This is a genomic window from Promicromonospora sp. CA-289599, assembly GCF_050936155.1.
Lineage (GTDB): Bacteria > Actinomycetota > Actinomycetes > Actinomycetales > Cellulomonadaceae > Promicromonospora.
This window is the reverse complement of record NZ_JBNJNI010000001.1, coordinates 1058098-1081106: the sequence shown is the minus strand read 5'-3', so window position 1 is coordinate 1081106 and position 23009 is coordinate 1058098. Positions and strand designations below refer to the sequence as shown.

The following is a 23009-nucleotide window of genomic DNA, read 5'->3' as shown; positions in this document are numbered from 1 at the left end:
CTTCGGGGGAGGTGCGAGCGAATGTCGGATGAACCTTCACCCTGTGGACGAGCGAAGGGCGGGGACCCCGTCGGTCGGTAGACTCGGGCGGGTGACCATGCCCGACGCACCCGAGCGCACCACGTCTCCGGACGAGCCCCGTTTCCGCTACACCCCGACCCTCGCGCAGCAGATCGAGCTGCGCTGGCAGGACGTCTGGGAGGAGCGCGGAACCTTCCACGCGGCGAACCCGAACGGGCGACTTACGGGGCCGGGCGGGAGCCCGGCCGAGGGCGACCCGTACTTCATCATGGACATGTTCCCGTACCCCTCGGGTGCGGGGCTGCACGTCGGCCACCCGCTGGGCTACATCGCCACGGACGTGACCGGACGCTTCCGCCGCATGTGCGGCGACAACGTGCTGCACGCGCTGGGCTACGACGCGTTCGGCCTGCCGGCCGAGCAGTACGCCGTCCAGACCGGCCAGCACCCGCGCACCACCACCGAGGCCAACATCCTCAACATGCGCCGCCAGCTGCGCCGCCTCGGTCTGGGCCACGACTCGCGCCGCACCTTCGCGACGATCGACCCCGAGTACATCCGCTGGACGCAGTGGATCTTCCTGCAGATCTTCGACTCCTGGTACGACGCCGAGGCCGAGCGCCCCGGCCCGTCGACGGTTTCGGGTGCCGGCCGCGCCCGTCCCATCGCGGAGCTGCGCGACGAGCTGGCCGCGGGCACGCGTCCCGTCCCCGGGCACGACGGCGACAACACCGGCGGCGCCGTCTGGTCGGCGCTCAGCGCGGAGGAGCAGCGCGACGTCATCGACGCGCAGCGTCTCGCCTACGTCGACTCCTCCCCGGTGAACTGGTGCCCGGGCCTGGGCACGGTGCTCGCCAACGAGGAGGTCACCGCCGACGGCAGGTCCGAGCGCGGCAACTTCCCGGTCTTCCAGCGCAACCTGCGCCAGTGGAAGATGCGCATCACCGCGTACGCGGACCGCCTGGCCGACGACCTGGAGCTGATCGACTGGCCGGACAAGGTCAAGTCGATGCAGCGCAACTGGATCGGCCGGTCCATCGGCGCCAACGTGCGGTTCGACGTCGTCGGGACCGCCGAGGGCGACCCGGCCGGCGCGGCAGGGACGCTCGAGGTCTTCACCACCCGCCCCGACACGCTGTTCGGCGCCACCTTCATGGTGGTCGCCCCGGAGCACCCGCTGCTCGACGAGGTGCCCTCGGCCTGGCCCGACGGCACGCGCAGCAGCTGGACCGGCGGGTACGACACCCCGGTCGCGGCCGTCGCCGCCTACCGCCGCGAGGCGTCCGCGAAGACCGCCGTCGAACGCCAGGCCGACGCGGGCAAGAAGACGGGCGTGTTCACCGGGCACCTGGCCGTGAACCCGACCAGCGGCCTGCAGGTCCCGGTGTTCACCGCGGACTACGTGCTCATGGGCTACGGCACCGGCGCCATCATGGCCGTGCCCGGTGGCGACGAGCGCGACTTCGCGTTCGCCGAGGCCTACGACCTGCCGGTCATCCACACGGTCGAGCCGGAGGGTGGCCTGCCCGCGGACCACGTCGGCGCGTACGCGGGTGACGGCGTCGCCGTCCGCTCCTCGAACGACGAGATCTCGCTGGACGGGCTGGGCGTCGTCGAGGCCAAGGCGAAGATCATCGCCTGGCTGGAGAGCAGGAACATCGGCGAGGGCACCACGACCTACCGCCTCAACGACTGGCTGTTCAGCCGCCAGCGCTACTGGGGCGAGCCGTTCCCCGTGGTCTGGGACGAGAACGACCGCCCGGTGGCGATCCCCGACGAGCTGCTCCCGGTGAACCTGCCCGACGTGCCGGACTACGCTCCGCGCACCTTCGACCCGGAGGACGCCAACTCCGAGCCCGAGGCGCCGCTGGGCCGCAACGACGACTGGGTCTACGTCACGCTCGACCTGGGCGACGGGCCCAAGAAGTACCGCCGCGACACCAACACCATGCCCAACTGGGCCGGGTCGTGCTGGTACTACCTGCGCTACCTCGACCCGACCGAGACCGCTGCCGCCGCGCTGCCGGAGCTCGAGCAGTACTGGCTCGGGCCGCAGCACAACCCGACGTCCGGGCCGGCCGGCGGCGTCGACCTGTACGTGGGCGGCGTCGAGCACGCCGTGCTGCACCTGCTGTACGCGCGGTTCTGGCACAAGGTCCTGTTCGACCTGGGCCACGTGACGAGCATCGAGCCGTTCGGCAAGCTGTTCAACCAGGGCTACATCCAGGCGTACGCCTACACCGACTCGCGCGGCCAGTACGTGCCGGCCGAGGAGGTCGAGGGTGACGAGCAGTCCGGCTTCACCTGGCAGGGCCAGGCCGTCAACCGTGAGTACGGCAAGATGGGCAAGTCGCTCAAGAACGTCGTGACGCCGGACGACATGTACGAGCAGTACGGCGCCGACACGTTCCGCGTCTACGAGATGTCGATGGGCCCGCTGGACCTCTCGCGCCCGTGGGACACCCGCGCCGTCGTCGGCTCGCAGCGGTTCCTGCAGCGGCTCTGGCGCAACGTCGTCTCCGAGGAGACCGGCGAGCTCACGGTGACCGACGCCGAGCCCGACACCGCGACCTTGCGCGCCGTGCACCGCGCCATCGCCGACGTCCGCGTCGAGATGGAGCACATGCGGCCCAACACGGCGATCGCCAAGCTCATCACGCTGAACAACCACCTCACGGGGCTCCCGGCCGTGCCGCGCTCCGCCGTGGAGCCGCTCGTCCTGATGACGGCGCCCATCGCGCCGCACATCGCGGAGGAGCTGTGGTCCCGGCTCGGGCACGAGGAGTCGCTGGCGCACACGCCGTTCCCGACGGCCGAGGCACAGTACCTGGTCCAGGACACCGTGACCTGCGTGGTCCAGGTCCAGGGCAAGGTGCGCGCGCGGTTCGAGGTCGCGCCGGACATCTCCGCGGAGGACCTGGAGGCGGCCGCGCTCAGCGAGCCGAACGTGGTCAAGTTCCTGGACGGCCGAGGCGTCCGCAAGGTGATCGTCCGCGCCCCGAAGCTGGTCAACATAGTTCCCGCGTAGCTGTTCAGTCGTCCCGATCACGGTCTTGCCCTCTGGACCGTGATCGGCGCCAGGCCTATAGTGAGAGAGCGCAAGAGGGAGAAATCCTGAGCGCCCTGCCTTCAGCCCCCGCACAGTCGGGGGCTGTTGTGCGTCTACGGCTCCCAGAGCCGGTCGTGTACCGGGACGTTTTCCAGGGCGGACCAGAGGCCCCTGTTCGCTGCGGCTGCGCGCTCGTCCCGGTCTACCCCATCCGCTAGTCGCTGATAGAGGAATGCCACGAGGTCGGCCGCCTGGACGAGGTGGCTACCTGCTGACGAGACGAAATAGACCGTGTCGGCAATGCGCTGCGGCTTGCCTCGATATCCCCAGATGCGTTCACGGCGTGCCTTACGCAACGCGGCTTGAGCGCTCTTCGCGGTCCGGTGTTCGTCAGCTATGACCACGAGATCCTCGCCGTGCCGATTTGCGTACCGGTTCAGCTTCTCGAGGAGATGGAGGAGCACTGCGATGTGTTCGTCATGCTGGTCGGCGTAGCGGTCCCGGAATCCTTTCCGGTCCAGTCCCTCGATCCAGATGCCCTCCGCATGCTCTGCAGTCACATCAAGCGCTTGTCGATAGATCGAGATGCGAGCTCGTACGACCGGTTTGAGTGGAGCCCACTCCTGTGTCGCCCCGAACAAGTCGTGGCCGTGGAGTTCGACGTCGGCGTCGATTCCCTCGAACGACTCAGCTGCCCGGGAAACCACCGCGTCGAGTTGCTCAGCGAACTGGCGCACGTTGGCAGCACGCACGACGAGGCCCACCGTGCGGTAGCACCGGATGTTGGATGTCTCGTCTATGTAAGCAAAGAGCACGACCGAGTTTCACATGCCCTGCAGGCGGGCGCTCGTTGGGGCCGCGGCCTCGGCAGTGAGCCACCATTTCGGTTCCGGTCGCGCGCAGGCCTACCCAACGACGTGGCCATGAGAAGCCGAAGCATCCGGGGGTGCACCCCAACGCTTGTTCAGGGAGAGTCACGTGTGGAGCGGGGGAGTTAGCGGCGGCGGGTGCCGAAGAGGGAGCGGGTTAGCTCGCGGACTATCACCGTGCCCGCCGTTCTTGCCAGCGATCCGACTACCCGGTTCCGCTCGCGGGCAGCCGTCTCCTTGTGCCGAGCTTCCGCCCGTTCGCGCGTAGCGGCCTCCTTCTCGATCCGGGCGCGCTCCTTGGCTATCTCGCGCTCGTCGTCGGCTGCCGAGGCCTCGCCTTCTGCGGCGGCGCGTCCCGCGGCCTGTTCCTGGGCCTTCGCCTGGAGCAGCTCGAACGCAGACTCGGCGTCCACCGCTGTCCCGTACTTCGCCTGACCGGGTGACGCGGACACCACCCGGTCGATCACGGCGTCGCCCGCGGGGTCCATCGAGGCCTGCGGGGCCCGCACCCGGGTCCACGCGACCGGGGAGGGCGCACCCTTCTCGGTCAGCACGGTGACCACCGCCTCACCGGTGCCGAGCTCCTGCAGCAGACGCTCCAGGTCGTACGGCGACGTGGGGAAGGTGCGTGCGGCTGCCCGGAGCGCGGTGGCGTCGTCGGGCGTGAAGGCACGCAGCGCGTGCTGCACCCGGTTGCCGAGCTGGGCCAGGACGTCGGACGGCACGTCCTTCGGCGACTGCGTCACGAAGAAGACGCCGACACCCTTGGACCGGATCAGCCGGACCGTCTGGACGACCTGCTGCAGGAAGTCCTTCGAGGCGTCCGTGAACAGCAGGTGCGCCTCGTCGAAGAAGAACACGAGCTTCGGCTTCTCGACGTCGCCGACCTCGGGCAGCTCCTGGAAGAGGTCCGCGAGCAGCCACATGAGGAAGGTCGAGAACAGCTGTGGCCGGTCCTGCACGGCGGGCAGCTCCAGCACGCTCAGCACCCCGAGGTCGCCCCTGGTGGCGATCAGGTCCGACGTCGAGAAGGCGGGCTCCCCGAAGAAGACGTCGGCGCCCTGGCCCTCCAGACCCACGATCTCACGCAGGATGACGCCGGCCGTGGCCGCCGAGACGCCGCCGATGCCCTTGAGCTCGCCCTTGCCCTCGTCCGAGGTCAGGTGGGCGATCACCGACTGCAGGTCCTTGAGGTCCAGCAGCGCGAGGCCTTTCTTGTCGGCCCAGTGGAAGATCAGCGTGAGGCTCGACTCCTGCGTCTCGTTGAGGCCGAGCACCTTCGACATCAGCAGCGGCCCGAAGTCCGTGACCGTCGTGCGGATCGGGACGCCCTTGCCGATCCCGCCCAGCGAGTAGAACTCGACCGGGTACTGGGTCGGCGTCCAGTCCTGCCCGATGCTCGCGGCACGCTCCGCGACCTTCGGGTTGTCGGAGCCGGGGAGTGCGAGCCCGGACAGGTCGCCCTTGACGTCCGCGAGGAAGACGGGCACGCCGGCCAGGGAGAGCCCCTCGGCCATGCCTTGAAGGGTCTTGGTCTTGCCGGTGCCCGTCGCGCCCGCGACCAGGCCGTGCCGGTTCAGCATCGAGAGCGCGAAACCGACCTGGACCTGCGGGTTCGGGACGGCGTCCCCGCCCGGCTCACCCTCGAGCAGGGCGCCCAGCGGCAGCGTGGCCTCGGCCGCATAGCCAGCGGCCACCTCGGCCGCGTAGCCCTGGACAGCGGCCGCGACGGGCTGGGCGGCGGCGGGCGGGGCAGCGCGCTCCGCATCTTCGAGCGCCTTCTGGGCTGCCTCCGCAGCTTCCCGCAGCGCGGCGAGGTCGGGCTTCGATGCATCGGACATGTCTCGGATGCTAAGTCGGGCCTGCGCGCCGCGCGCGGGGAGAACGTGCGGTTTCGTCGTCCGGATCCTCGCGCGGATAGAGTGGCGCGGTCATGCGCACCCGACGTCGTACATCCCGCCCGGCACCTCAGGAGGTGCGGGTCGTCACCGACTCCACCGCTTGCCTGCCCACCGGTCTGTCGGGCGGCCCGGTCGTGGTGCCCTTGCGTGTCCTCGTGGGCGACGAGGTCTACGCGGAGGGCGAGGACGTCACGCCGGAGCGGCTGGCGGAGCTGGTCGCCGGGGGCGCTCAGATGACGACGTCCCAGCCGCCGCCGGAGGCCTTCGCGGCGGTCTACCGCAGCCTCGGTGACGAGGGCGCCCGGTCCATCGTGTCGGTGCACCTGTCCGGGGCGCTGTCCGGCACGGTCGGCTCTGCCGGTACGGCCGCGGCGCGCTCGCCCCTGCAGGTGCGCGCCGTCGACTCGCGGACCAGCGCGGCAGGCCTCGGCTTCGCCGCCCGGGCCGCCGCCGAGTGCGCCGCCGCCGGGGCCGACGCCGCCCACGTGGCGGCCCGGGCCATCGAGGTCGCCGGGGCCGCGCACGCCCTGTTCGTCGTCGACACCCTGGAGCACATGCGGCGCGGCGGCCGGCTGTCCGGCCCGGCGGCGGCGCTCGGCACGGTCCTCGGGGTCAAGCCGATCCTCAAGCTCTCGGACGGCGCCGTGGAGCTCTCCCAGCGGGTGCGGACCCGAGCGGTCGGTGCCGAGCGCCTCCTGGAGCAGGCCGCGGGATTTGTCGCCGAGGCCACGCGGCCGGTCGTCGCCGTGCACCACTTCGGTGCGCACGACCGGGCGCTGGCCCTCGCGGGCCGCCTGCACACGCGTACCCGGGTCGACGTGGAGGTCACACCGCTGAGCGCGGTGCTGGGTGTCCACGTCGGCCCGGGCACGCTCGCGGTGGTCGTCGCCGACCTGGGCGACCACGCGCACTGAGGCTCGAGAGCTCGGCCCGGCCAGTGCTCAGCTGGTCAGGACCTCGCGCAGCTTCGCCGCGAACTCCACGGGCTTGTCGGCGGGCTGGCCGTACTCGCCGCCGCCGAACCCGCCGTGCCCACCCGGGAAGACGACCGGCTCGGAGCCGAGTCGCGTAGCCGCCCCGCGAGCGGCACGGCCGGTCATCTGCTCGCCGGTGTCCGCGCCGACGGCGATCAGGACACGCGGTCCGCCGGACCTGAGCGTCTCGTACCGCGGCTCGTACGGTGGCAGCACCAGCATGTTCACACCGAACATCAGGTCGTCGCGCGAGCCGTCGTCCTCGGTCGGCAGGCCGAACGCGGCAGGGTCGGGGTCGGGCTGCTTCGCGTAGTCCGCCGTGAGCTCGCCCTCTGCCATGAGCACGGTGATGAACTTCGCCATGGCGGCGCCGAAGCCCTTCGCCTGGTAGGTGCCGTGCATGTCCGTCATGGCGGCGGTCATCGCCTCCCGGTCGGGGAGCGCGGTGGCCAGGGGCGGCTCGTGCGCGACGACCGTGCGCACGTCCTCCGGATGAGTCGCCGCCAGCTCGAGCGCCACCACCGCGCCGCCGCTGGACGCGAACAGGTCGACCGGTCCACCGCCGACCGCCTCGATGACGCGGTGCACGTCCTCGGCATGGGTGGCGACGCCGGGCAGCTCGGTCTCGGTGTCGAGGTCACGGGTACTGCGCTCGACGCCACGGGGGTCGTAGGTGACGACGGTCCGGTCCGTGAAGTGGCCCGCGAGCGTGGTGAACCCTTCCGCTCCCATCGGGAGGCCGATCAGCACCAGCGGCGGCTCGTCGGACGGCGTCGCGGCGTCGCGCACGTCGTAGGTGAGGACGCCGCTCGGCACCTCGAGAGTGAAGGTCTTCTTGTCCGTCATCGTGTTCGCTCCTGGCTCGGTGGCGCTTCTCGCGCTCTCTACCAGGTCAGACGACGGTGCCCGGAAGAACTCATCGGGCACCGTCCGTAAATCTTGCCGGTCCTGCGTGCAGACCCTCGCGACGGCCCGGTGCAGCTTCGAGCCCGACCACAGGTCACGTTCTTCCGTGTCTGTGCACAGGTGGGTCGCGAAGCTCACCGGAGGACGGCGACGCCCGCCTAGCGTCTTGATCCATGCAGCCAGAGACCGCGCAACAGCGACTTCCCGACCCGTGGCCGTTCAGCCCGGTGCACGGGCCCGGCGGCCACGCGCCTGGCACCCAGCCGGTCCCCGGGCAAGGCGGTCCCGACGAGGCTCGACCGGACGGGACGCGCACCGACGCCGACGAGCTGGTGGCCCGGCTACGTTCCAGGCGGTCGGCCTCCGGGGTGGCCGCTGCCTACGCGGCCGCGCACGGTCACCCGACCGACCCTCGGCCCGAGCAGGGCGCCCGCAGGTGGGCACTGAAGGGCACGACGGCGGTGGTCGCGGTGGTGGCCGTGCTCCTGCTCGGCGTGGGCGTGGCGGCGCTGTCCCTCCGCGGCGACGGCGTCGAGCCGCTGACCCAGCTGGCGGCCGATGGGGAACCGGCGGGCAGGCTGGCCGGGGGACCAGCAGTGTCGTCCGCGCCGCCTGCACCGAGCGGCCCCTTGCCGCCGGCCCCGGTACAGGGCCCCGCCGGCGCAGCGGACGGCGGCCTGCTCGTGCATGTCGTCGGCGAGGTGGCCGAGCCGGGCCTCGTCACGGTGCCCGACGGCGCTCGTGTGGCCGATGCCCTGGAGGCGGCCGGCGGCACCACCCGCAAGGCCGACCTGACCGCCGTGAACCTGGCACGCACGGTCGTCGACGGTGAGCAGCTGTACGTGCCCGAGCCGGGGGAGCAGGTGCCCGGGCCAGCGGCGCCCGGAGCCGGCGGACCGGGCACCGGCGGCGGATCCACGGCTGCCACCGTCGACATCAACACCGCGGACGTGGCGGCTCTGGAGACGCTCCCCGGTATCGGGCCGGCGATCGCCCAGGCGATAGTCGAGTGGCGCACGTCCAACGGGCAGTTCGCGAGCGTGGACGAGCTCGAGGACGTGCCGGGCATCGGCCCGGCGACGCTGGCCGAGATCCGTGACAGCGCACGGGTAGGGCCATGACCGACCTCCGGATGGCGCCGGCGGCCCTGGCGGTCTGGACAGCGGCCTGGATGCTGACCGGGCCAGGGGCCGGCTGGACCGGACCGGCGGCGTGGGTGGCCGCGGCACTCGTCGCGGCCACCTGCCTCCACCTGCTGCTCACGGCGGCCCTGACGCGAGGCACAGGCCGGCCCACGGCCGCGCACACGGCCCTCGCCGCTGCCTGCGCCCTGGCAGTCACGGTCTCCACGCACGTCCAGCTCGCGGGTCGCGCTCCGCTCGGCGACCTCGCGGAACAGCGGGTGACCGCGACGCTCACAGGCCTCGTCGTCTGCCAGCCGGAGCCGTTCTCCTTCGCCCCCGGGCCGCCCGGGTCAGGGCAGCACCGCTGGGTCCTCGCGGCCCGCGGCCTGGAAGCACGCGGAGTCGGCTCGGCGGCCCGGGCCCACGTCCAGGTGCTGTCGAGCACCGCACCCCGGTACGGGGCGACCGTGACCGTCTCGGGCGCGCTGCGGCCCGCCGAGCCCGGTGCGGCGGAGGCCGCCCGCCTGACCGCCGACAGCACGAGCGAGATCCGTGCCCCACCCGCGGGCCTGCGCGTGCTCGACACCCACCGCACGGCACTCCTCGACGTGACGGACCCGCTGTCCGCACAAGGCCGCGGGCTGGTCCCGGGCGCCGCCATCGGCGACACCACCCGCCTCCCTGACGACCTCGCCGAGGAGATGCGCAGCACCGGCCTGGCTCACATCACCGCGGTCTCGGGCGGCCACTTCGCGGTGGTCGTCGCCGTCCTGACCCTGCTCTGCTCGCTGGCCCGGCTACCGAGGCCGGTCAGGGTGGCCCTCGTCGCGCTCGCTTCCCTCGCCTTCGTGGCGCTCGTCCGTCCGGAGCCCGCCGTGCTCCGCGCCGCGGTCATGGCAGCCTTCGCCCTGACCGGAGTCGCCATCGGGCGGCCCTCGCAGTCGGTACCGGCGCTCGCGGCGTCGGTGGTGGGGCTGCTGGTGGTGGACCCGTGGCTGGCCCGCTCGTTCGGGTTCGTGCTGTCCGCGGCGGCGACCGGAGGGCTGGTGCTGCTCGCGGCGCCGCTCGCCGCCCGGCTCGCACCCTGGACGGGGGAAGCGGCCGCCTTCGCCGTGGCGGTCCCGCTCGCCGCACAGGCGGCGTGCGGCCCGGTGCTGGTCCTGCTCGATCCGTCCGTGTCCACCGTGTCGGTCCTTGCGAACCTGCTGGCGGCCCCGGCACTGGTGCCCGCGACGGTGCTGGGGCTCGTCGCGACGGTCCTCGCACCGGGGCTGCCGACGCTCGCGGGCCTCGTGGCCTGGGCCGCGAGCGGCGCCACGTGGTGGATCGCGGCGGTCGCGCACTGGTGCGCCGCGCTCCCCGGCGCCGTGGTCCCTTGGTTGGGCGGGCCTGCGGGCGCCCTCCTGCTGGCGGTGCTCACCGGCGTCGTGCTGTGGGTGGTACTGCGGCGTGCCCCGCGTCCGGGCTGGCCCGAGTCCTGGCGCGCGGCGGCCCGGTCGAGCCTGCGCGAGGCGCTCACCACGCGGCGCCGGCGGCTCACACGGGCCGGCGTCGTGGCGCTCCTTGCGGCCGGCTCGGTGGCGGTCCTCGTGGTCGTGGTGGCGGTGCCGCGCCTCGCCGTCCGCCCGGACATACCGCGGGACTGGCTGGTGGCGGCGTGCGACGTCGGGCAGGGGGATGCGCTGGCGCTGCGCACGGGACCGACGTCGGCGGTGGTGGTCGACGTCGGTCCCGACGGGCCCGCGGCGGGCCGCTGCCTCGACGAGCTCGGTGTGGCCAGGGTGGACCTGCTCGTGCTGAGCCACTTCCACGCGGACCACGTGGGCGGCCTCGGGCCGGTGCTGGCGGGACGGAAGGTGGCGGCAGCGCTCGTGTCCCCGGTGCCGGAGCCCGCCGCGAACGCGGCGGCGACCAGGGCGGCACTGGCGGCCGCGGGAGTGCCGGTCGGCGTCGCGCACACCGGGGACCGGGGGACGGCGGGGTACCTGACCTGGCACGTGCTGCTCGCGGGCGCGGGGGCGGGCGCGAACGACTCGAGCATCGCGCTCGCGGCACGGACCGGTGGGCTCGACGTGCTCGCGCTCGGGGACCTGGAGGACGCGGGTCAGATGGAGCTGGTGCCCCTGGCCGGGCGGACCGACGTCGTCAAGGTGGCCCACCACGGCTCGGCGGTGCAGTCCCGCGCCCTGGCGGAACGCCTGCGCCCGGCGGTAGCGCTGGTCTCGTCCGGTCGGGACAACGACTACGGCCATCCGACCGACGAGGCGCTCGACCTGTACGCGGGCGTCGGCGCCGCCGTCGTCCGGACCGACGAGTGCGGCACCGTGGCACTCGTGGTGCGCGGGCAGGAGGTTTCGCTGGCGGGCTGCTGACCGAGTTCTCCCGGGCGGTCGCCGCCCGGCGTGCCGCACCTCTTGTACCAGGTCACACCGAGGTCTGGCCGTAGGCTCGCCACACTTCGCGAAACGTTGCGGATCCTGTGGGCCGCTCTAACGTGGGTGAGGACGGAGAGTTTCGTCAGCACTTACGAAGGGGGGCTTCGTGGCTGATCTCAAGCTGACCGTCCGGCGGTATCGCCGGACCATCGCGGTAACCGTGACGGCGGCTCTGCTCGTACCGGCGATGGCGTTCAGCGCCGCGGGGCGAGACGAGGCCGCCGCACAGCTCGAGCTGCGACAGGAGCTCCTGGCGGAGTCCGTGGTCACCGACGTCTCGGAGGCCGATCAGACGGTCCGGGTGGACGTCGCCGCGGATCCCGCGGCCGCTGACGCCTGGCTCGAGGAGTCGGCGGAGGTGCTGGACGGCTGGACCGTCGTCGTGGCAGGGATGGACACCACGTCAGGCGAGGACCGCGCGAAGCTCGACGCCGAGGCGGTCGCGGGCGACCCGCGGTCGACGGACGAACCGTGCCCGGAGATTCCCGAGGTTCCCCGCTCCGCCGACGGCGCCACCACCCCCTACCTGGGCTGCGAGCCGGACGGAGATGTCCAGGCCACCGCCCGGTCGGTCGGGAAGGGCTCGGCGAGAACCACTCTGGCCAAGGCGGTCGACGAGGTCCTCGCGTCCTACCTGCCGGGCGCCGGACTGGCGCCCACCAAGGTCCGCGTCCACAAGGGTGAGGCGACGGTCGACGTGGCGGCCGGGTTCGAGCAGGCACTGTCCGACGCCGGGGTGTACCCGGGCGACGTCTGGCAGGCACTCCTGTTCACCGCGCACAGCAACGGCAACATCGACTCGGTGAGGTTCACGCTCGCCGGGGACTGCCTCGCCTTCGCCTACGCGACGGGCGGCGACATGTGCGCCACGACCGACCTGCCGATCGACCTGGGCTGAGGAGGCCACGATGCGCGCGACACCCCGCAGGCTCCCGACCTTCCTCGCTGCCCTGGCGCTCGTCCTCACCGGGCTCCTCGCGGTGGCCCCGGCGGCGTCGGCCGACGTCACCTACGTCCCGGAGAACTGGAACGGCAAGGTGGTCTACCTCTCCCAGGCGTGCCACGACCGGGGCGACACCGTGTGCCACACGAACACGGGCTGCGACGGGTTCAGCGAGAACGCGAACTCCCGGCTGGTCGCGATGACCGCGACGACCCACACGGGCACCAAGCAGCTGAACCTCCTGGAGCGTGGTTACAAGGTCGTGCGCGGCACCGGTCTGACCACGTCCAACATCGCGAACTCGAACCGGGTGGGAGCGGACGTGCACGTGCCGATCCACTCCAACGCGATCAACCGGTCGTGCGAGACCAAGCTCTCGGCCGACCGGTTCGGCACGCACGTGATGTACGTGTCGGCGGCCGGCCGCAAGTGCGCGCGGATCATGACGTCGATAGTGGGTTCGGCCAGCCCCGGGACGAACGACGCCCGGCAGTACCGCACCGACCTGGGCGAGCTCAACCAGACCAACGCCGTCGCCTGCTATCTCGAGCAGGAGTACCACGTGTGGGACGAGGGAGTGAGCTGGATGCGGGACCGGAACACCTGGAGCTGGCGCATCGCCGGCAGCATCGACGTCTTCCTGGGTTACCCGTGATGCGGGCGCGTCTGCTGGTCCCGGTCACCGCCGTCGTGCTCGCGCTCGCCGCCTGCACAGCAGCCCCGCCGAACCCGGGCCCGGCGCAGGAGCCCGCTGCCACGAGCAGCCCCGGAGCCGGCCCGTCGGCGTCGGGCGACCCGGAGGGCTCCGGCGACGAGCCGGCCATCACCGTCCGTGCCGCCGGTGACGCCTGGGTGGTGCGCGGCACGGGTTTCACGGGCGGCAACCAGTACCTGGTCCAGTGCACCGGCGACACGACGGCGGGGGCGAAGGCGCTCGACGAGTGCGACATGTCGACCAGCGAGCAGGTGGTGGCGGACGCCGAGGGCCGGATCTCGGCGACGCGGCCTGCCCGGGCGTTCGTCAACGTCGGCTCGGTGTCCGAGGTGGACTGCACGGGAGACCCGTGCGCTCTGGCCGTAGCCGATCTGTCCGACGTGGTGCTCGCGGCGGCGGCCGCCCCGCTGCCCGACGGCTCGGAGCCGCCCGACGCGCCGACGCTCGTTCTCTCGGAGCTGGAGCTCGGCGCAGACAAGGGCCAGGTCACGGTGACGGGCGAGGGCTACGCGCAGGGCGCGACGGTGCGGCTGGTGCAGTGCGCCACCACGCCGGACGGCGGCGTCGACGGCAGTGTTGACGGCAGTGTTGACGGTGATAACTGCCTGTACGACGACGGCAAGCGGGTGGTCGCCGACCGTACGGGCTCGGTGCTCACCCGGCTGGCCGTCGAGCGCGAGATCGAGCTGGTCGGCGGTGGTGTCGCCGACTGTGCGGTGGCGGGTGCGTGCGTGGTCGCGAACGCCTGGACCGACGGCGGACGCATGGCGGTGGCCGACCTCCTCTGGGAGTGATTGTCGGTGGTGCGTGGCAGGCTGTGTCAGTGCCTCCAGCGACCAAGCGCCGTACCGCCACCCCCGCCACCGGCCGTAGCTGGGACGAGCCGACGCTCGCCCCGGTGGTGCTCGTGCGTGGAGCCGAGCCGCTCCTGGCCGAACGTGCGGTGGACGGCGTCGTCGGGCTGGCGCGTGCGCGTGACCCCGAGATCGAGAAGGTCGAGCTGGAGGGTACGACGTACGGTCCGGGCCAGCTGGTGGTCGCCGCGAGCCCCTCTCTGTTCGGCGAGGCCAAGATCGTCGTGGTTCGGTCGGCGGAGTCCGGCACCGAGGACCTGATGGCCGACCTCATCTCGTACGTCGGGTCGCCGGACGAGGAGACCGTCCTCGTGGTCGTGCACGGCGGGGGTCAGCGCGGCAAGAAGATGCTCGACACCATCACGAAGTCGGGTGCGCCGGTCATGGTGTGCGAGCCGGTGACCAAGGACGGCGAGAAGGCGTCGTTCGTGGCGGGCGAGTTCAAGGCCGCTCGCCGTCGGGCCGACGCCGAGGCGGTGCGTGCCCTGGTGGATGCCCTCGGCAGCGACCTGCGCGAGCTCGCGGCGGCCTGCTCGCAGCTGATCGCCGACACGACCGGCACCATCACGGCGGCCACCGTGGACAAGTACTACGGCGGGCGCGTCGAGGCGACGGGCTTCCGCGTCGCCGACGCCGCGGTGGCCGGTGACGCCGGGGGCGCCGTCGCGCTCCTGCGGCACGCGCTCGACACGGGGCTGGACCCGGTGCCCATCGTCGCCGCCCTGGCGCTGCGGCTGCGCAACCTCGCGAAGGTCGCGTCGATGCGCGGCGGCGGGTTCGCCGCGCGCGACATCGGCATGGCGCCCTGGCAGGTGGACCGCGCCCGCAAGGACCTGCGGAGCTGGACGCCGGAGGGCCTGGCTGCGGCGATCTCCGCCGTCGCGCAGGCGGACGCGGACGTCAAGGGCGAGTCCAGGGACCCGGTGTTCGCCGTCGAGCGCGCGGTCCTGACCATCGCTCGCTCCCGCCGGTCCTGACCATCGGGCGCCCTGACTCCGAAGACCCCCACCAGCTGACGCAACCCGTCCGTTGAGTGCGTGACTTTTGCGCCTCTGGAGCCCGCGAGAGCGCAGATATCACGCACTCAACAGTGAGCGCGGGCACGCGAAAGACGCCGTCCTCCCCGTGGGGTGGACGGCGTCTTTCGAAGCTTGCTCAGAGAGCGGCGACCGACTTCGCGAGGGCCGACTTGCGGTTCGCGGCCTGGTTCGCGTGGATGACGCCCTTGGCAGCTGCCTTGTCGAGCTTGCGCGACGCGGTGGCAAGGGTGACCGTCGCGGTCTCCTTGTCGCCGGCTGCGACGGCCTCGCGCACCTTGCGCACGTGGGTCTTCAGCTCCGACTTGACGGACTTGTTGCGCAGACGAGCCTTCTCGTTCGTCTTGATGCGCTTCATCTGGGACTTGATGTTTGCCACGATGGGACTTCCTGGTGTGTTCGCCTGACGGCGAGCGGATAGGTCGTAGAGGGCGGTCGCAGCTCCGGGACTGGGGTGGGGACCCGTGGAGAGGAACTGAGACTGTGCCCGCCGACCTGGGCGGACACGCGACCTCCAAGGTTACCAGAGGCTCGGCCGCCCCGGGCGGCCCGTCCGGTGTGACACCGGCTACGCCCGTCGTTGGTCAAAATGGGCCCTGACGAGCCGCCTTAGAATCCGAACCATGACGACCGCGACGCTAAGAGGCCGTTTCCAGTGGACCGTGGTGGTTCCAGTCCTTGCCGCGGTCCTCCTCGTGGTGACGTGGAGCAGTCATGACCACCCGGTGACACTGGCCGCGATCGGCGCCGCTCTGGTCGGGTCGGTGCTCGCGGCGGTGCACCACGCCGAGGTGGTGGCGCACAAGGTCGGCGAGCCGTTCGGCTCCCTCATCCTCGCGGTGGCGGTGACCGTGATCGAGGTCGGCCTGATCATCATGCTGATGAGCAGCGGCGGCGACGCGGCAAGCACCTATGCCCGGGACACCGTGTTCGCCGCCGTCATGATCACCTTCAACGGGATCGTCGGACTGTCCCTGCTCGTCGGCGCGAGCAAGCATCACCTGGTCAGCTTCAACGCGTCGGGTACCGGGTCGGCGCTCGCCACGGTGATCGCGCTGGCCGGGGTCACGCTGGTCCTGCCCCGCTTCACGACGTCGGCGGACGGGGGCGCCTACACACCCTTCCAGCTCGCCTTCGCGGCGGTGGCGTCGCTGGTGCTGTACGGGGCGTTCGTCTTCACGCAGACCGTGCGGCACCGCGACTTCTTCCTGCCGGTCACGAGCGACAAGTATGGCCGCGTCACGGGCGTCATCAAGGACGAGGACGGCGACGACCACGCCGACCCGCCGGCCGCGAAGGAGGCGTGGATCAGCCTCGCGCTGCTGGTCCTCGCGCTCGTCTCGGTGGTGTTCCTGGCCAAGATGCTCTCGCCCACCATCGAGTACGGGGTGGCCGCGGCGGGCCTGCCGTACGGGGTGGTCGGTGTGGTGATCGCACTCCTCGTCCTCGCCCCCGAGTCGATAGCCGCGGTCCGCAACGCGCTCCGCAACCGCGTCCAGACCAGCCTCAACCTCGCCTATGGCTCGGCCATGGCGTCGATCGGCCTGACCATCCCCACCATCGCCGTCGCGATGATCTGGATGGACGTGCCGCTGACCCTCGGCCTCGAGCCGGTCCAGATGGTGCTGCTCGCGGTATCGGTGGTCGTGGCCATGCTGAGCATCGCGCCGGGCCGGGCCAAGACGCTGCAGGGCGTGGTGCACCTCGTGCTTCTTGCCGCGTTCCTCGTGGTGTCGATCCAGCCGTAACCCGGTCCGCCGGACGCGTTCCGCCGGACGAGCTACAGCGCGGCGGCGACCTCGTCGAAGACAGCCTTGTCGAGGATCGCGCCCTCCCGGCGGACGGCGTCCGGGTGGATGCGGATGACGCGGTTGAGCCGCACCTCGGAGGCTCGACCGCTGTTGTCCCAGGCGCCGGTGCCGATGTCCATCCAGCGGCGGCCGGCGCGGGCCTCCTGCTCGGCGTCGCGGTCGTGGTCCTGGCTGGTGAGCTGCAGCGCGAGGAGCCAGGGGCCGTCGTTGCCCACGATCAGCACCGGGCGGTCCTTGCCCTGGCTGTGATCTTCTTCATAAGGAACCCACGACCAGACGACCTCGCCCGGGTCGGGCTCGCCGTCGAGCTCGGGGCGGTAGACGGGCCTGACCGTGCCCTCGAAGTCCCCGGGGTAGCCATCGGTCTCGGGCAGGTTCCGGCTCGATGCCGGACGGCGGTCCCGGGGCGTCGGCCGTGACGCCGGCCGATCGCCGTCCGGGCGGCGGTCGCCGTCGGTGCGGCGGTCGCTCTGGTCGAAGAAGGTGCTTGCCACGGCCTCGACGACGTCGCCGAGCAGCTTGATCCACGGGTTCTGGTTCACGGAGGGCAGAGTAGCCCGGCGTCGGCCCGCGAGCAGGGCGTGCCGACGCCGGTGACCGTGCCCGGCCGCCGGCGTCGTCCCGCTCAGGTGAGGTCGAGCGCCCGCTCCATGTACTTCACGACGTCGTTGAAGACGTCCTCCGCGAGGATGTCGCCCTCGCGGCGCACGTCGTCCGGGTCGACGCGGATGACGCGGTTGATCCGGACCTCCGAGGCGCGGCCGGAGCTGTCCCAGCGGCCGGTGCCGACGTCCATCCAGATGCGGCCTGCGCGCGCCTCGTGCAGCATGTCGTCCCGGTCGCGGTCCTGGCTGGTCAGCTGGAGGCCGAGCAGCCAGGGTCCGTCCATGCCCACGAGCAGCACCGGACGGTCCTTGCCCTGGCTGTGGTCCTCCTCGTACGGCACCCAGGTCCAGACGACCTCACCGGGGTCCGGGTCACCGTCCAGCTCGGGGTTGTAGATCGGGTGGACCTCACCCTCGAAGTCGCCGGGATAGGTGTTGTCTGATGCGAAGGTCACGCCCGAAACCGTACCGGAACGGGTTAACCGCACATCAGGGACCTACCGGAGGGAATTAGCCGGCGCACGCCCGGCCGAACTCGACCAGCTCCGCCGCCATCGGCTCCGGCTCCCAGCTGTGCATCGCACCCGGCAGCTCCTTCTCCGTGCCCTTCGGCACCGCCGCCACGATGCTGGCGGCCGCGACCGGCATCTCGGGGAAGGTCTCGACCCCGTACATGGCGAGCACAGGAACCGCGACGTCGAGCGTGCTGTTCTCCAGCGCACGCTGCGCCCAGGCGAGCGACTGCGCGTCGGCGCGGTAGGCGGCGACGGTGCGGGCGATCGCCGACCAGGCCGGGGAGGCCTCCATCTCGGCGAGCCACTCCGGCGGCATGTCCTTCATGTAGTGCCGCATCGCGTTCTCGTGGTCGTCGGCGTCGAGCAGGCGCTCGATCTCGTCGGCCCACGCCTGCGTCGTCTCCGCGGGGTCGCCCAGGGGTGCCTCCCAGAGGGCCAGGCCGGTGGCCGGCAGCCCGGCCGCGGCGGCCCGGAGGCTGAGCGCGCAACCTGACGAGTGCCCGACCAGTACCGCGGATCCGCCCGCGACCTCGACCATCGCGGCGATGGCGGCCAGCTCACGGTCGAGGTCGAGACGGCCCTCTGCGGGACTCTCCCCGCGGCCGAGCCGGTCGAACGTGATGGCGGTGAGTCCGGCGTCGGCGACGCGCTGGGCGGTCTCGGCGGTGATCGGGTCGTCGGCCCGGTCCGGTCCGGCGCCCGTCACGAAGACGACGGCCGGTCCGGTGCCGCCGCGCAGGTCGTAGGCGACGCGGTCGCCCTGGCTGGTGGTCGCGTAGTTGGTCATGGTCGGTCCGACGACGTTGCCCCTCCGAACTCATCGGTGAGCAGCCGCCGAACGTAGGCCTGGTCGGTTTCGGTGACGGGCGGCCAAGGCGACACCGAGCTGAAACACGCCCGGAACCGGTACGTCTTACCCGTCGTCCTAAAGTTCGGACATGACAGACCTGTTCGATGGATATCCTCTCCAGCAGGCCTTCGACGAGATGCTGGACCGCGACGGTGCGCTGCGGTCCTGCTACGAGCAGGTGCACGGCCGGCTCACCCGCCTGACCGCCGACGAGGTGGCGTCCCGCGCCGACGCGCTCGCCCGGTCCTACCTTGCCCAGGGCGTCACCTTCGACTTCGCGGGGGAGGAGCGGCCCTTCCCGCTGGACGTGGTCCCGCGCGTCATCGAGCAGGACGACTGGACGGACATCGCGCTCGGCGTCCAGCAACGGGTCCGGGCCCTGGAGGCGTTCCTCGACGACGTCTACGGCGCGCAGCAGGCCGTCAAGGACGGCGTCGTGCCGCAGCGCCTCATCCAGTCCAGCTCGGACTTCCAGCGGGTCGCCGCGAGCATCCGGCCGGCGGGCGGCGTCCGCTGCCATGTGAGCGGCATCGATCTGATCCGCGACGAGGACGGCCGGTACCGCGTCCTGGAGGACAACGTCCGCGTCCCCTCGGGCGTGAGCTACGTGGTGAGCAACCGCCGGGCCATGGTCCGCACGTTCCCCGAGCTGTTCAGCCGGCTGCGGGTGCAGCCCGTCGTCGACTACCCGCAGCGGCTGCTCGCCGCCCTGGTGGCGAGCGCCCCGGACGGCGTCCCGGACCCGACGGTCGTGGTGCTCACCCCGGGTGTCTACAACTCCGCCTACTTCGAGCACAGCCTCCTGGCCCGGCTGCTCGGGGTGGAGCTGGTCGAGGGGCGTGACCTGTACACCAAGGGCGGCCGCGTCTACATGCGGACCACAGAGGGGTCGCGCCGCGTCGACGTCATCTACCGCCGGGTGGACGACGAGTGGATCGACCCCGTCGAGTTCCGCGGCGACTCCATGCTGGGCGTGCCCGGCCTGGTGAACGCCGCCCGGCTCGGGAACGTCACGCTCGCGAACGCGCTCGGCAACGGGGTGGCCGACGACAAGCTCGTCTACACCTACGTGCCCGACCTCATCCGCTACTACCTGGCGGAGGAGCCCGTGCTGGCGAACGTGGACACCTGGCGGCTCGAGGAGCCCGACGCGCGCGCCGAGGTGCTCGACCGTATCGACGAGCTCGTCGTCAAGCCCGTCGACGGCTCGGGCGGCAAGGGCATAGTGGTGGGCCCCCTGGCGACGCGCGCCGAGATCGACGCCGTGCGGTCCCGGATCGTCGAGGACCCGCGCGGCTGGATCGCGCAGCCTGTGGTGCAGCTCTCGACCGGGCCGACGTTCGTCGACGGCGCCTTCCGGCCCCGTCACCTGGACCTGCGCCCCTTCGCAGTGAACGACGGCTCCGACGTCTGGGTGCTGCCCGGCGGGCTCACCCGGGTCGCGCTCCCGGAGGGGCAGCTCGTCGTCAACTCGTCCCAGGGCGGCGGGTCCAAGGACACCTGGGTGCTGGAGGACGGTACGGGACCCCGGCAGGCGGCGCCGGCACCGGTCGAGGAGCCGCGGGCGAGCGCCCGTCCCGCGGAGCCGACGGCGGGCGTGCCCCGCGCGACCAACCCCGACGACGCGGCCGCGAACCAGCAGCAACAACAACAGCAACAACAACAGCAACAGGCCTCGACCACCCCGACCGGAGGTGCCGCATGCTGAGCCGGATCGCGGAGTCGCTGTTCTGGATCGGCCGGTACGTCGAGCGCGCCGACGACACGGCCCGGATCCTCGACGTCCACGTCCAGCTGCTGTCGGAGGACCCGTGGGCCGACGAGGCGACTGCCTGCCGCTCCCTGCTGGCGATCATGGACCATCCGGCGCGGCCCGACGACGGCGAGGTGAACCGCGACACCGTGCTCCGGCTGCTGGCCCACGACCGGGAGAACCCGTCGTCGATCGCCGGATCGATGCTCGCGGCGCGGGAGAACGCCCGCCGCGCCCGCGAGATCGTCTCGACCGACCTGTGGGAGTGCCTCAACACGACGCGCAACACGCTCCCGTCCCACGCGGGGAGAGGGCCGCACGAGTTCTTCTCCTGGGTCCGGGAACGCGCCGCCGTCGTGGCGGGGCTCATGGAGTCGGCGACGCCGCGCGACTCGACCTGGCACTTCATGGTCCTGGGCCAGGCCATCGAGCGGGCCGACATGACGGCCCGCCTGATCACCACCCAGGCCCGGCTCGGGACGGGAGGCCCCGGCTGGAACGCCATGCTGCGGTCCTGCGGGGCCTACGAGGCGTACCTGCGGACGTACCGCGGCCGGGCGTCCGACGCCGATGCCGCGGGCTTCCTCATCCTCGACCGGCTGTTCCCGCGCTCGATCGTCTACGCGCTGCACGCCGCCGAGAGCGCCCTGCGCGAGCTGGAGCCCGTGGAGGGCCGGCACGCGGTGTCCGACGACGCCCGCCGGGCGCTCGGCATCATGCGTTCCGAGCTGGAGTTCGCCCGCCTGGGCGACCTGCTCGCCGACCTCCCCGACACCATGCAGCGCGTGCAGATGGCGTGCACGCGGGCGAGCAGCGCGATCAAGCACCGGTACTTTCCGGCGGTGGCCACGACGGCCTGGGTGGAGGAGGCGCTGTGACGCTGCTGAAGGTGGTCCACACGACCCTGTTCGACTACGCGTCGCCGGTCACCGACTCGTACAACCAGACACGCATGCGCCCCGTCGAGGACGGGCGCCAGACGGTGCGCTCGGCGACCCTGGCGATATCGCCCACCACGTGGTCCTCGGACCACACGGACTACTGGGGCACGAGCGTGACGGCGTTCGAGATCCTGCGGCCGCACACGCAGCTCAAGATCGTCGCCGAGGCTCTGGTCGAGGCCTCGGGCTACTCCGCGGACGGGCGTCCCGCCGGCGACGTGCCCGGGTGGGGGGACCTGGCGAGCGAGGCCGTGCTGGACGCGCAGTCGGCCTTCCTCGCGGAGTCGCCGGTCACGACGCCGCCGTCGGGCCTCGCGACGCTCGCCCTGGAGGCCGCGGGCGGGCTGGACCCGGACCGGGCGGCGGAGGCGATCTGCCTCGCCGTGCGGGACCGGCTCGAGTACGTGCCCGGCGTGACCACCGTGCACACGCCCGCGGTCGAGGCGTGGGAGGCGCGGAAGGGCGTGTGCCAGGACATGGCGCACCTGGCCCTCGGCGCCCTGCGCTCGGTGGGCATCCCCGCGCGGTACGTGTCGGGCTACGTGCACCCCGAGCCCGATGCCGGTATGGGCGAGCAGGTGCGCGGCGAGTCGCACGCCTGGGTCGAGTGGTGGACGGGCGAGTGGGTCGGCTACGACCCCACGAACCGGATCTTCGTCGGCGGCGACCACGTGGTGGTCGGGCGCGGGCGGGAGTACGGCGACGTGCCACCGTTCAAGGGCGTCTACGCGGGCGCCGCCTCGTCGACGCTCGCGGTGACGGTGGACATCACGCGGCTCGGGTAGCCCGTCACGGCACTATCGGCTCCGCCAGTGCCGCGTCCAGGCCTGTGCGGTCGCCCTCGACGGTCAGCCCTGCCTCGGCGGGCGTGAGCCGGCGCCACAGCATGAGCGCGAGACCCTCGGCCGGTCCGGAGACGACGGTGAAGGGCGCGACCTCCTCTGCGCGCTCGCCGGGAGCGCCGAGCACCCACGTGCGCGTGCCGTCGACATCGGTCGCCAGGAGGGCGACCGGGCGCCGCAGCGGCGTCATGCGGCCCAGCCCCACCTGGCGTGGCTGGAGCACGGTGACCACCTCGTCGACCGTGTCCGCCCAGACCGCGGGCTCGGCCCCGACCAGGCCGACGGAACTCGCCCCGGCGCGCGCCGCGAGCAGGTCGTGCAGGTGCACGAGCGTCTCGTGGGTCTGCCGCCGGTGCCAGAACCGCACCGGCCCGGGCCCCATGGGCTCGGGATGGGTGAGTACTCGGCCGGTCGAGTCGGGGTCGATCTCGGCGAAGGCCTCACGCAGGGTCGCCGCCTGGGCCGCGTAGTGCGGTGCCAGGTCGAACGGCCCGCCGCCCAGGCCCCGCCCCTTGACCCCGCGGGCGTTGTCGGCAGCCCAATGGTGGACCTCCGCGAGGTGCTCCACGAGCCCGCGGACGGTCCAGTCCCCGCAGGCGGGGACCCGTGCGTCGGCGTCGGCGTCCGGCACCGCGGCGAGGAAATCGTCCTGGAACCGGGCCAGCAGGGTGAGGTGGTCGAGGCTCATGTGCCGAAAGGTACCGCCCGCCTCCGACACCCTGACACGCGGGATGGGCACGCAGGATGGGCACGCAGGATGGGCGTTCAGGATGGGCGTTCAGGATGACTGCTGCCGCGCGCCGTGGAACTGTAAGGGCACGTCCGTCGTTCTTCCACGCGATGCCCAAGCGGCATCCGGCCGGA

At 72.1% G+C, this 23009-nt stretch carries 20 protein-coding genes; 12 read left to right on the top strand and 8 right to left on the bottom strand.

Translation table 11 applies throughout. From position 1 onward, the window contains the following. The first annotated feature begins 97 nt into the window (after nt 1-97). On the top strand, nt 98-3049 hold the full coding sequence (gene leuS, locus ACQEVI_RS04785) for a leucine--tRNA ligase (protein WP_432905789.1): 2952 nt from the start codon (nt 98-100) through the stop codon (nt 3047-3049). A gap of 134 nt (nt 3050-3183) precedes the next feature. Here leuS and ACQEVI_RS04780 read toward each other — a convergent pair whose 3' ends face one another. Both ACQEVI_RS04780 and ACQEVI_RS04775 read right to left on the bottom strand, forming a co-directional pair. Beyond that, nucleotides 3184-3885, bottom strand: a complete 702-nt coding sequence (locus tag ACQEVI_RS04780; protein ID WP_432895236.1) for a DUF3800 domain-containing protein — start codon at nt 3883-3885, stop codon at nt 3184-3186. A gap of 179 nt (nt 3886-4064) precedes the next feature. Beyond that, nucleotides 4065-5780: a helicase HerA-like domain-containing protein gene (locus ACQEVI_RS04775; protein ID WP_432895234.1), complete on the bottom strand. Its 1716-nt coding sequence runs from the start codon at nt 5778-5780 to the stop codon at nt 4065-4067. 92 nt (nt 5781-5872) lie between these two features. On the opposite strand from ACQEVI_RS04775, the gene ACQEVI_RS04770 reads away from it, so the two are divergent. Next, entirely contained in the window at nt 5873-6754 is an 882-nt protein-coding gene (locus tag ACQEVI_RS04770; protein ID WP_432895232.1) for a DegV family protein, read from the top strand. 27 nt (nt 6755-6781) lie between these two features. On the opposite strand, the gene ACQEVI_RS04765 is transcribed toward ACQEVI_RS04770, so the two are convergent. Then, on the bottom strand, nt 6782-7660 hold the full coding sequence (locus ACQEVI_RS04765; RefSeq protein ID WP_432895230.1) for an alpha/beta fold hydrolase: 879 nt from the start codon (nt 7658-7660) through the stop codon (nt 6782-6784). 233 nt (nt 7661-7893) lie between these two features. Between ACQEVI_RS04765 and ACQEVI_RS04760 the strand changes: the two genes are divergently transcribed. The 6 genes from ACQEVI_RS04760 (at nt 7894) to holA (ending at nt 14768) form a co-directional block, all read left to right on the top strand. Beyond that, the gene (locus tag ACQEVI_RS04760; protein WP_432895228.1) at nt 7894-8841 is read left to right on the top strand and encodes a helix-hairpin-helix domain-containing protein; all 948 of its coding nucleotides are present in this window, start codon (nt 7894-7896) and stop codon (nt 8839-8841) included. Continuing rightward, nucleotides 8838-11216, top strand: coding sequence for a ComEC/Rec2 family competence protein (locus ACQEVI_RS04755; protein ID WP_432895226.1), 2379 nt, complete (start codon nt 8838-8840; stop codon nt 11214-11216). Before ACQEVI_RS04760 ends, ACQEVI_RS04755 begins: the two co-directional genes overlap by 4 nt. Nucleotides 11217-11385: 169 nt before the next feature. Further along, on the top strand, nt 11386-12177 hold the full coding sequence (locus ACQEVI_RS04750; protein WP_432895224.1) for a hypothetical protein: 792 nt from the start codon (nt 11386-11388) through the stop codon (nt 12175-12177). Nucleotides 12178-12187: 10 nt separating this feature from the next. Continuing rightward, nucleotides 12188-12877: a hypothetical protein gene (locus ACQEVI_RS04745; RefSeq protein WP_432895222.1), complete on the top strand. Its 690-nt coding sequence runs from the start codon at nt 12188-12190 to the stop codon at nt 12875-12877. Further along, complete coding sequence (locus tag ACQEVI_RS04740; RefSeq protein WP_432895220.1) at nt 12877-13731, top strand: neocarzinostatin apoprotein domain-containing protein; 855 nt, start codon at nt 12877-12879, stop codon at nt 13729-13731. The genes ACQEVI_RS04745 and ACQEVI_RS04740 overlap by 1 nt, the downstream gene beginning before the upstream one ends. Nucleotides 13732-13760: 29 nt before the next feature. Continuing rightward, the gene (gene holA / locus ACQEVI_RS04735; RefSeq protein ID WP_432895218.1) at nt 13761-14768 is read left to right on the top strand and encodes a DNA polymerase III subunit delta; all 1008 of its coding nucleotides are present in this window, start codon (nt 13761-13763) and stop codon (nt 14766-14768) included. Between the two features lie 178 nt (nt 14769-14946). Here holA and rpsT read toward each other — a convergent pair whose 3' ends face one another. Next, nucleotides 14947-15207 carry a 30S ribosomal protein S20 gene (gene rpsT, locus ACQEVI_RS04730; RefSeq protein ID WP_432895216.1) on the bottom strand — a complete coding sequence of 87 codons (261 nt, stop codon included), beginning with the start codon at nt 15205-15207 and terminating at the stop codon, nt 14947-14949. 244 nt (nt 15208-15451) lie between these two features. Between rpsT and ACQEVI_RS04725 the strand changes: the two genes are divergently transcribed. After that, nucleotides 15452-16576, top strand: a complete 1125-nt coding sequence (locus ACQEVI_RS04725; RefSeq protein ID WP_432895214.1) for a calcium:proton antiporter — start codon at nt 15452-15454, stop codon at nt 16574-16576. Nucleotides 16577-16608: 32 nt separating this feature from the next. Here the strand turns inward: ACQEVI_RS04725 and ACQEVI_RS04720 are convergent, their stop codons facing one another. From ACQEVI_RS04720 to ACQEVI_RS04710, 3 genes are all read right to left on the bottom strand, one after another. Beyond that, a complete protein-coding gene (locus ACQEVI_RS04720) occupies nt 16609-17181 on the bottom strand; it encodes a type II toxin-antitoxin system PemK/MazF family toxin (RefSeq protein WP_432895212.1) in 573 nt (190 codons plus the stop codon). Between the two features lie 83 nt (nt 17182-17264). After that, nucleotides 17265-17699 carry a type II toxin-antitoxin system PemK/MazF family toxin gene (locus ACQEVI_RS04715; protein WP_432895210.1) on the bottom strand — a complete coding sequence of 145 codons (435 nt, stop codon included), beginning with the start codon at nt 17697-17699 and terminating at the stop codon, nt 17265-17267. A 55-nt stretch (nt 17700-17754) separates the two neighbouring features. After that, nucleotides 17755-18546: an alpha/beta fold hydrolase gene (locus ACQEVI_RS04710; protein ID WP_432895209.1), complete on the bottom strand. Its 792-nt coding sequence runs from the start codon at nt 18544-18546 to the stop codon at nt 17755-17757. A 151-nt stretch (nt 18547-18697) separates the two neighbouring features. Between ACQEVI_RS04710 and ACQEVI_RS04705 the strand changes: the two genes are divergently transcribed. Genes ACQEVI_RS04705 through ACQEVI_RS04695 form a run of 3 tightly spaced genes read left to right on the top strand, consistent with a single transcriptional unit; the run spans nt 18698 to nt 22088 of the window. Further along, on the top strand, nt 18698-20317 hold the full coding sequence (locus ACQEVI_RS04705; RefSeq protein ID WP_432895207.1) for a circularly permuted type 2 ATP-grasp protein: 1620 nt from the start codon (nt 18698-18700) through the stop codon (nt 20315-20317). Next, nucleotides 20311-21240, top strand: coding sequence for an alpha-E domain-containing protein (locus ACQEVI_RS04700; RefSeq protein WP_432895205.1), 930 nt, complete (start codon nt 20311-20313; stop codon nt 21238-21240). The genes ACQEVI_RS04705 and ACQEVI_RS04700 overlap by 7 nt, the downstream gene beginning before the upstream one ends. After that, on the top strand, nt 21237-22088 hold the full coding sequence (locus ACQEVI_RS04695; RefSeq protein WP_432895203.1) for a transglutaminase family protein: 852 nt from the start codon (nt 21237-21239) through the stop codon (nt 22086-22088). Before ACQEVI_RS04700 ends, ACQEVI_RS04695 begins: the two co-directional genes overlap by 4 nt. Before the next feature lie 4 nt (nt 22089-22092). On the opposite strand, the gene ACQEVI_RS04690 is transcribed toward ACQEVI_RS04695, so the two are convergent. Further along, complete coding sequence (locus tag ACQEVI_RS04690; protein WP_432895201.1) at nt 22093-22833, bottom strand: maleylpyruvate isomerase N-terminal domain-containing protein; 741 nt, start codon at nt 22831-22833, stop codon at nt 22093-22095. Nucleotides 22834-23009: the final 176 nt, after the last annotated feature.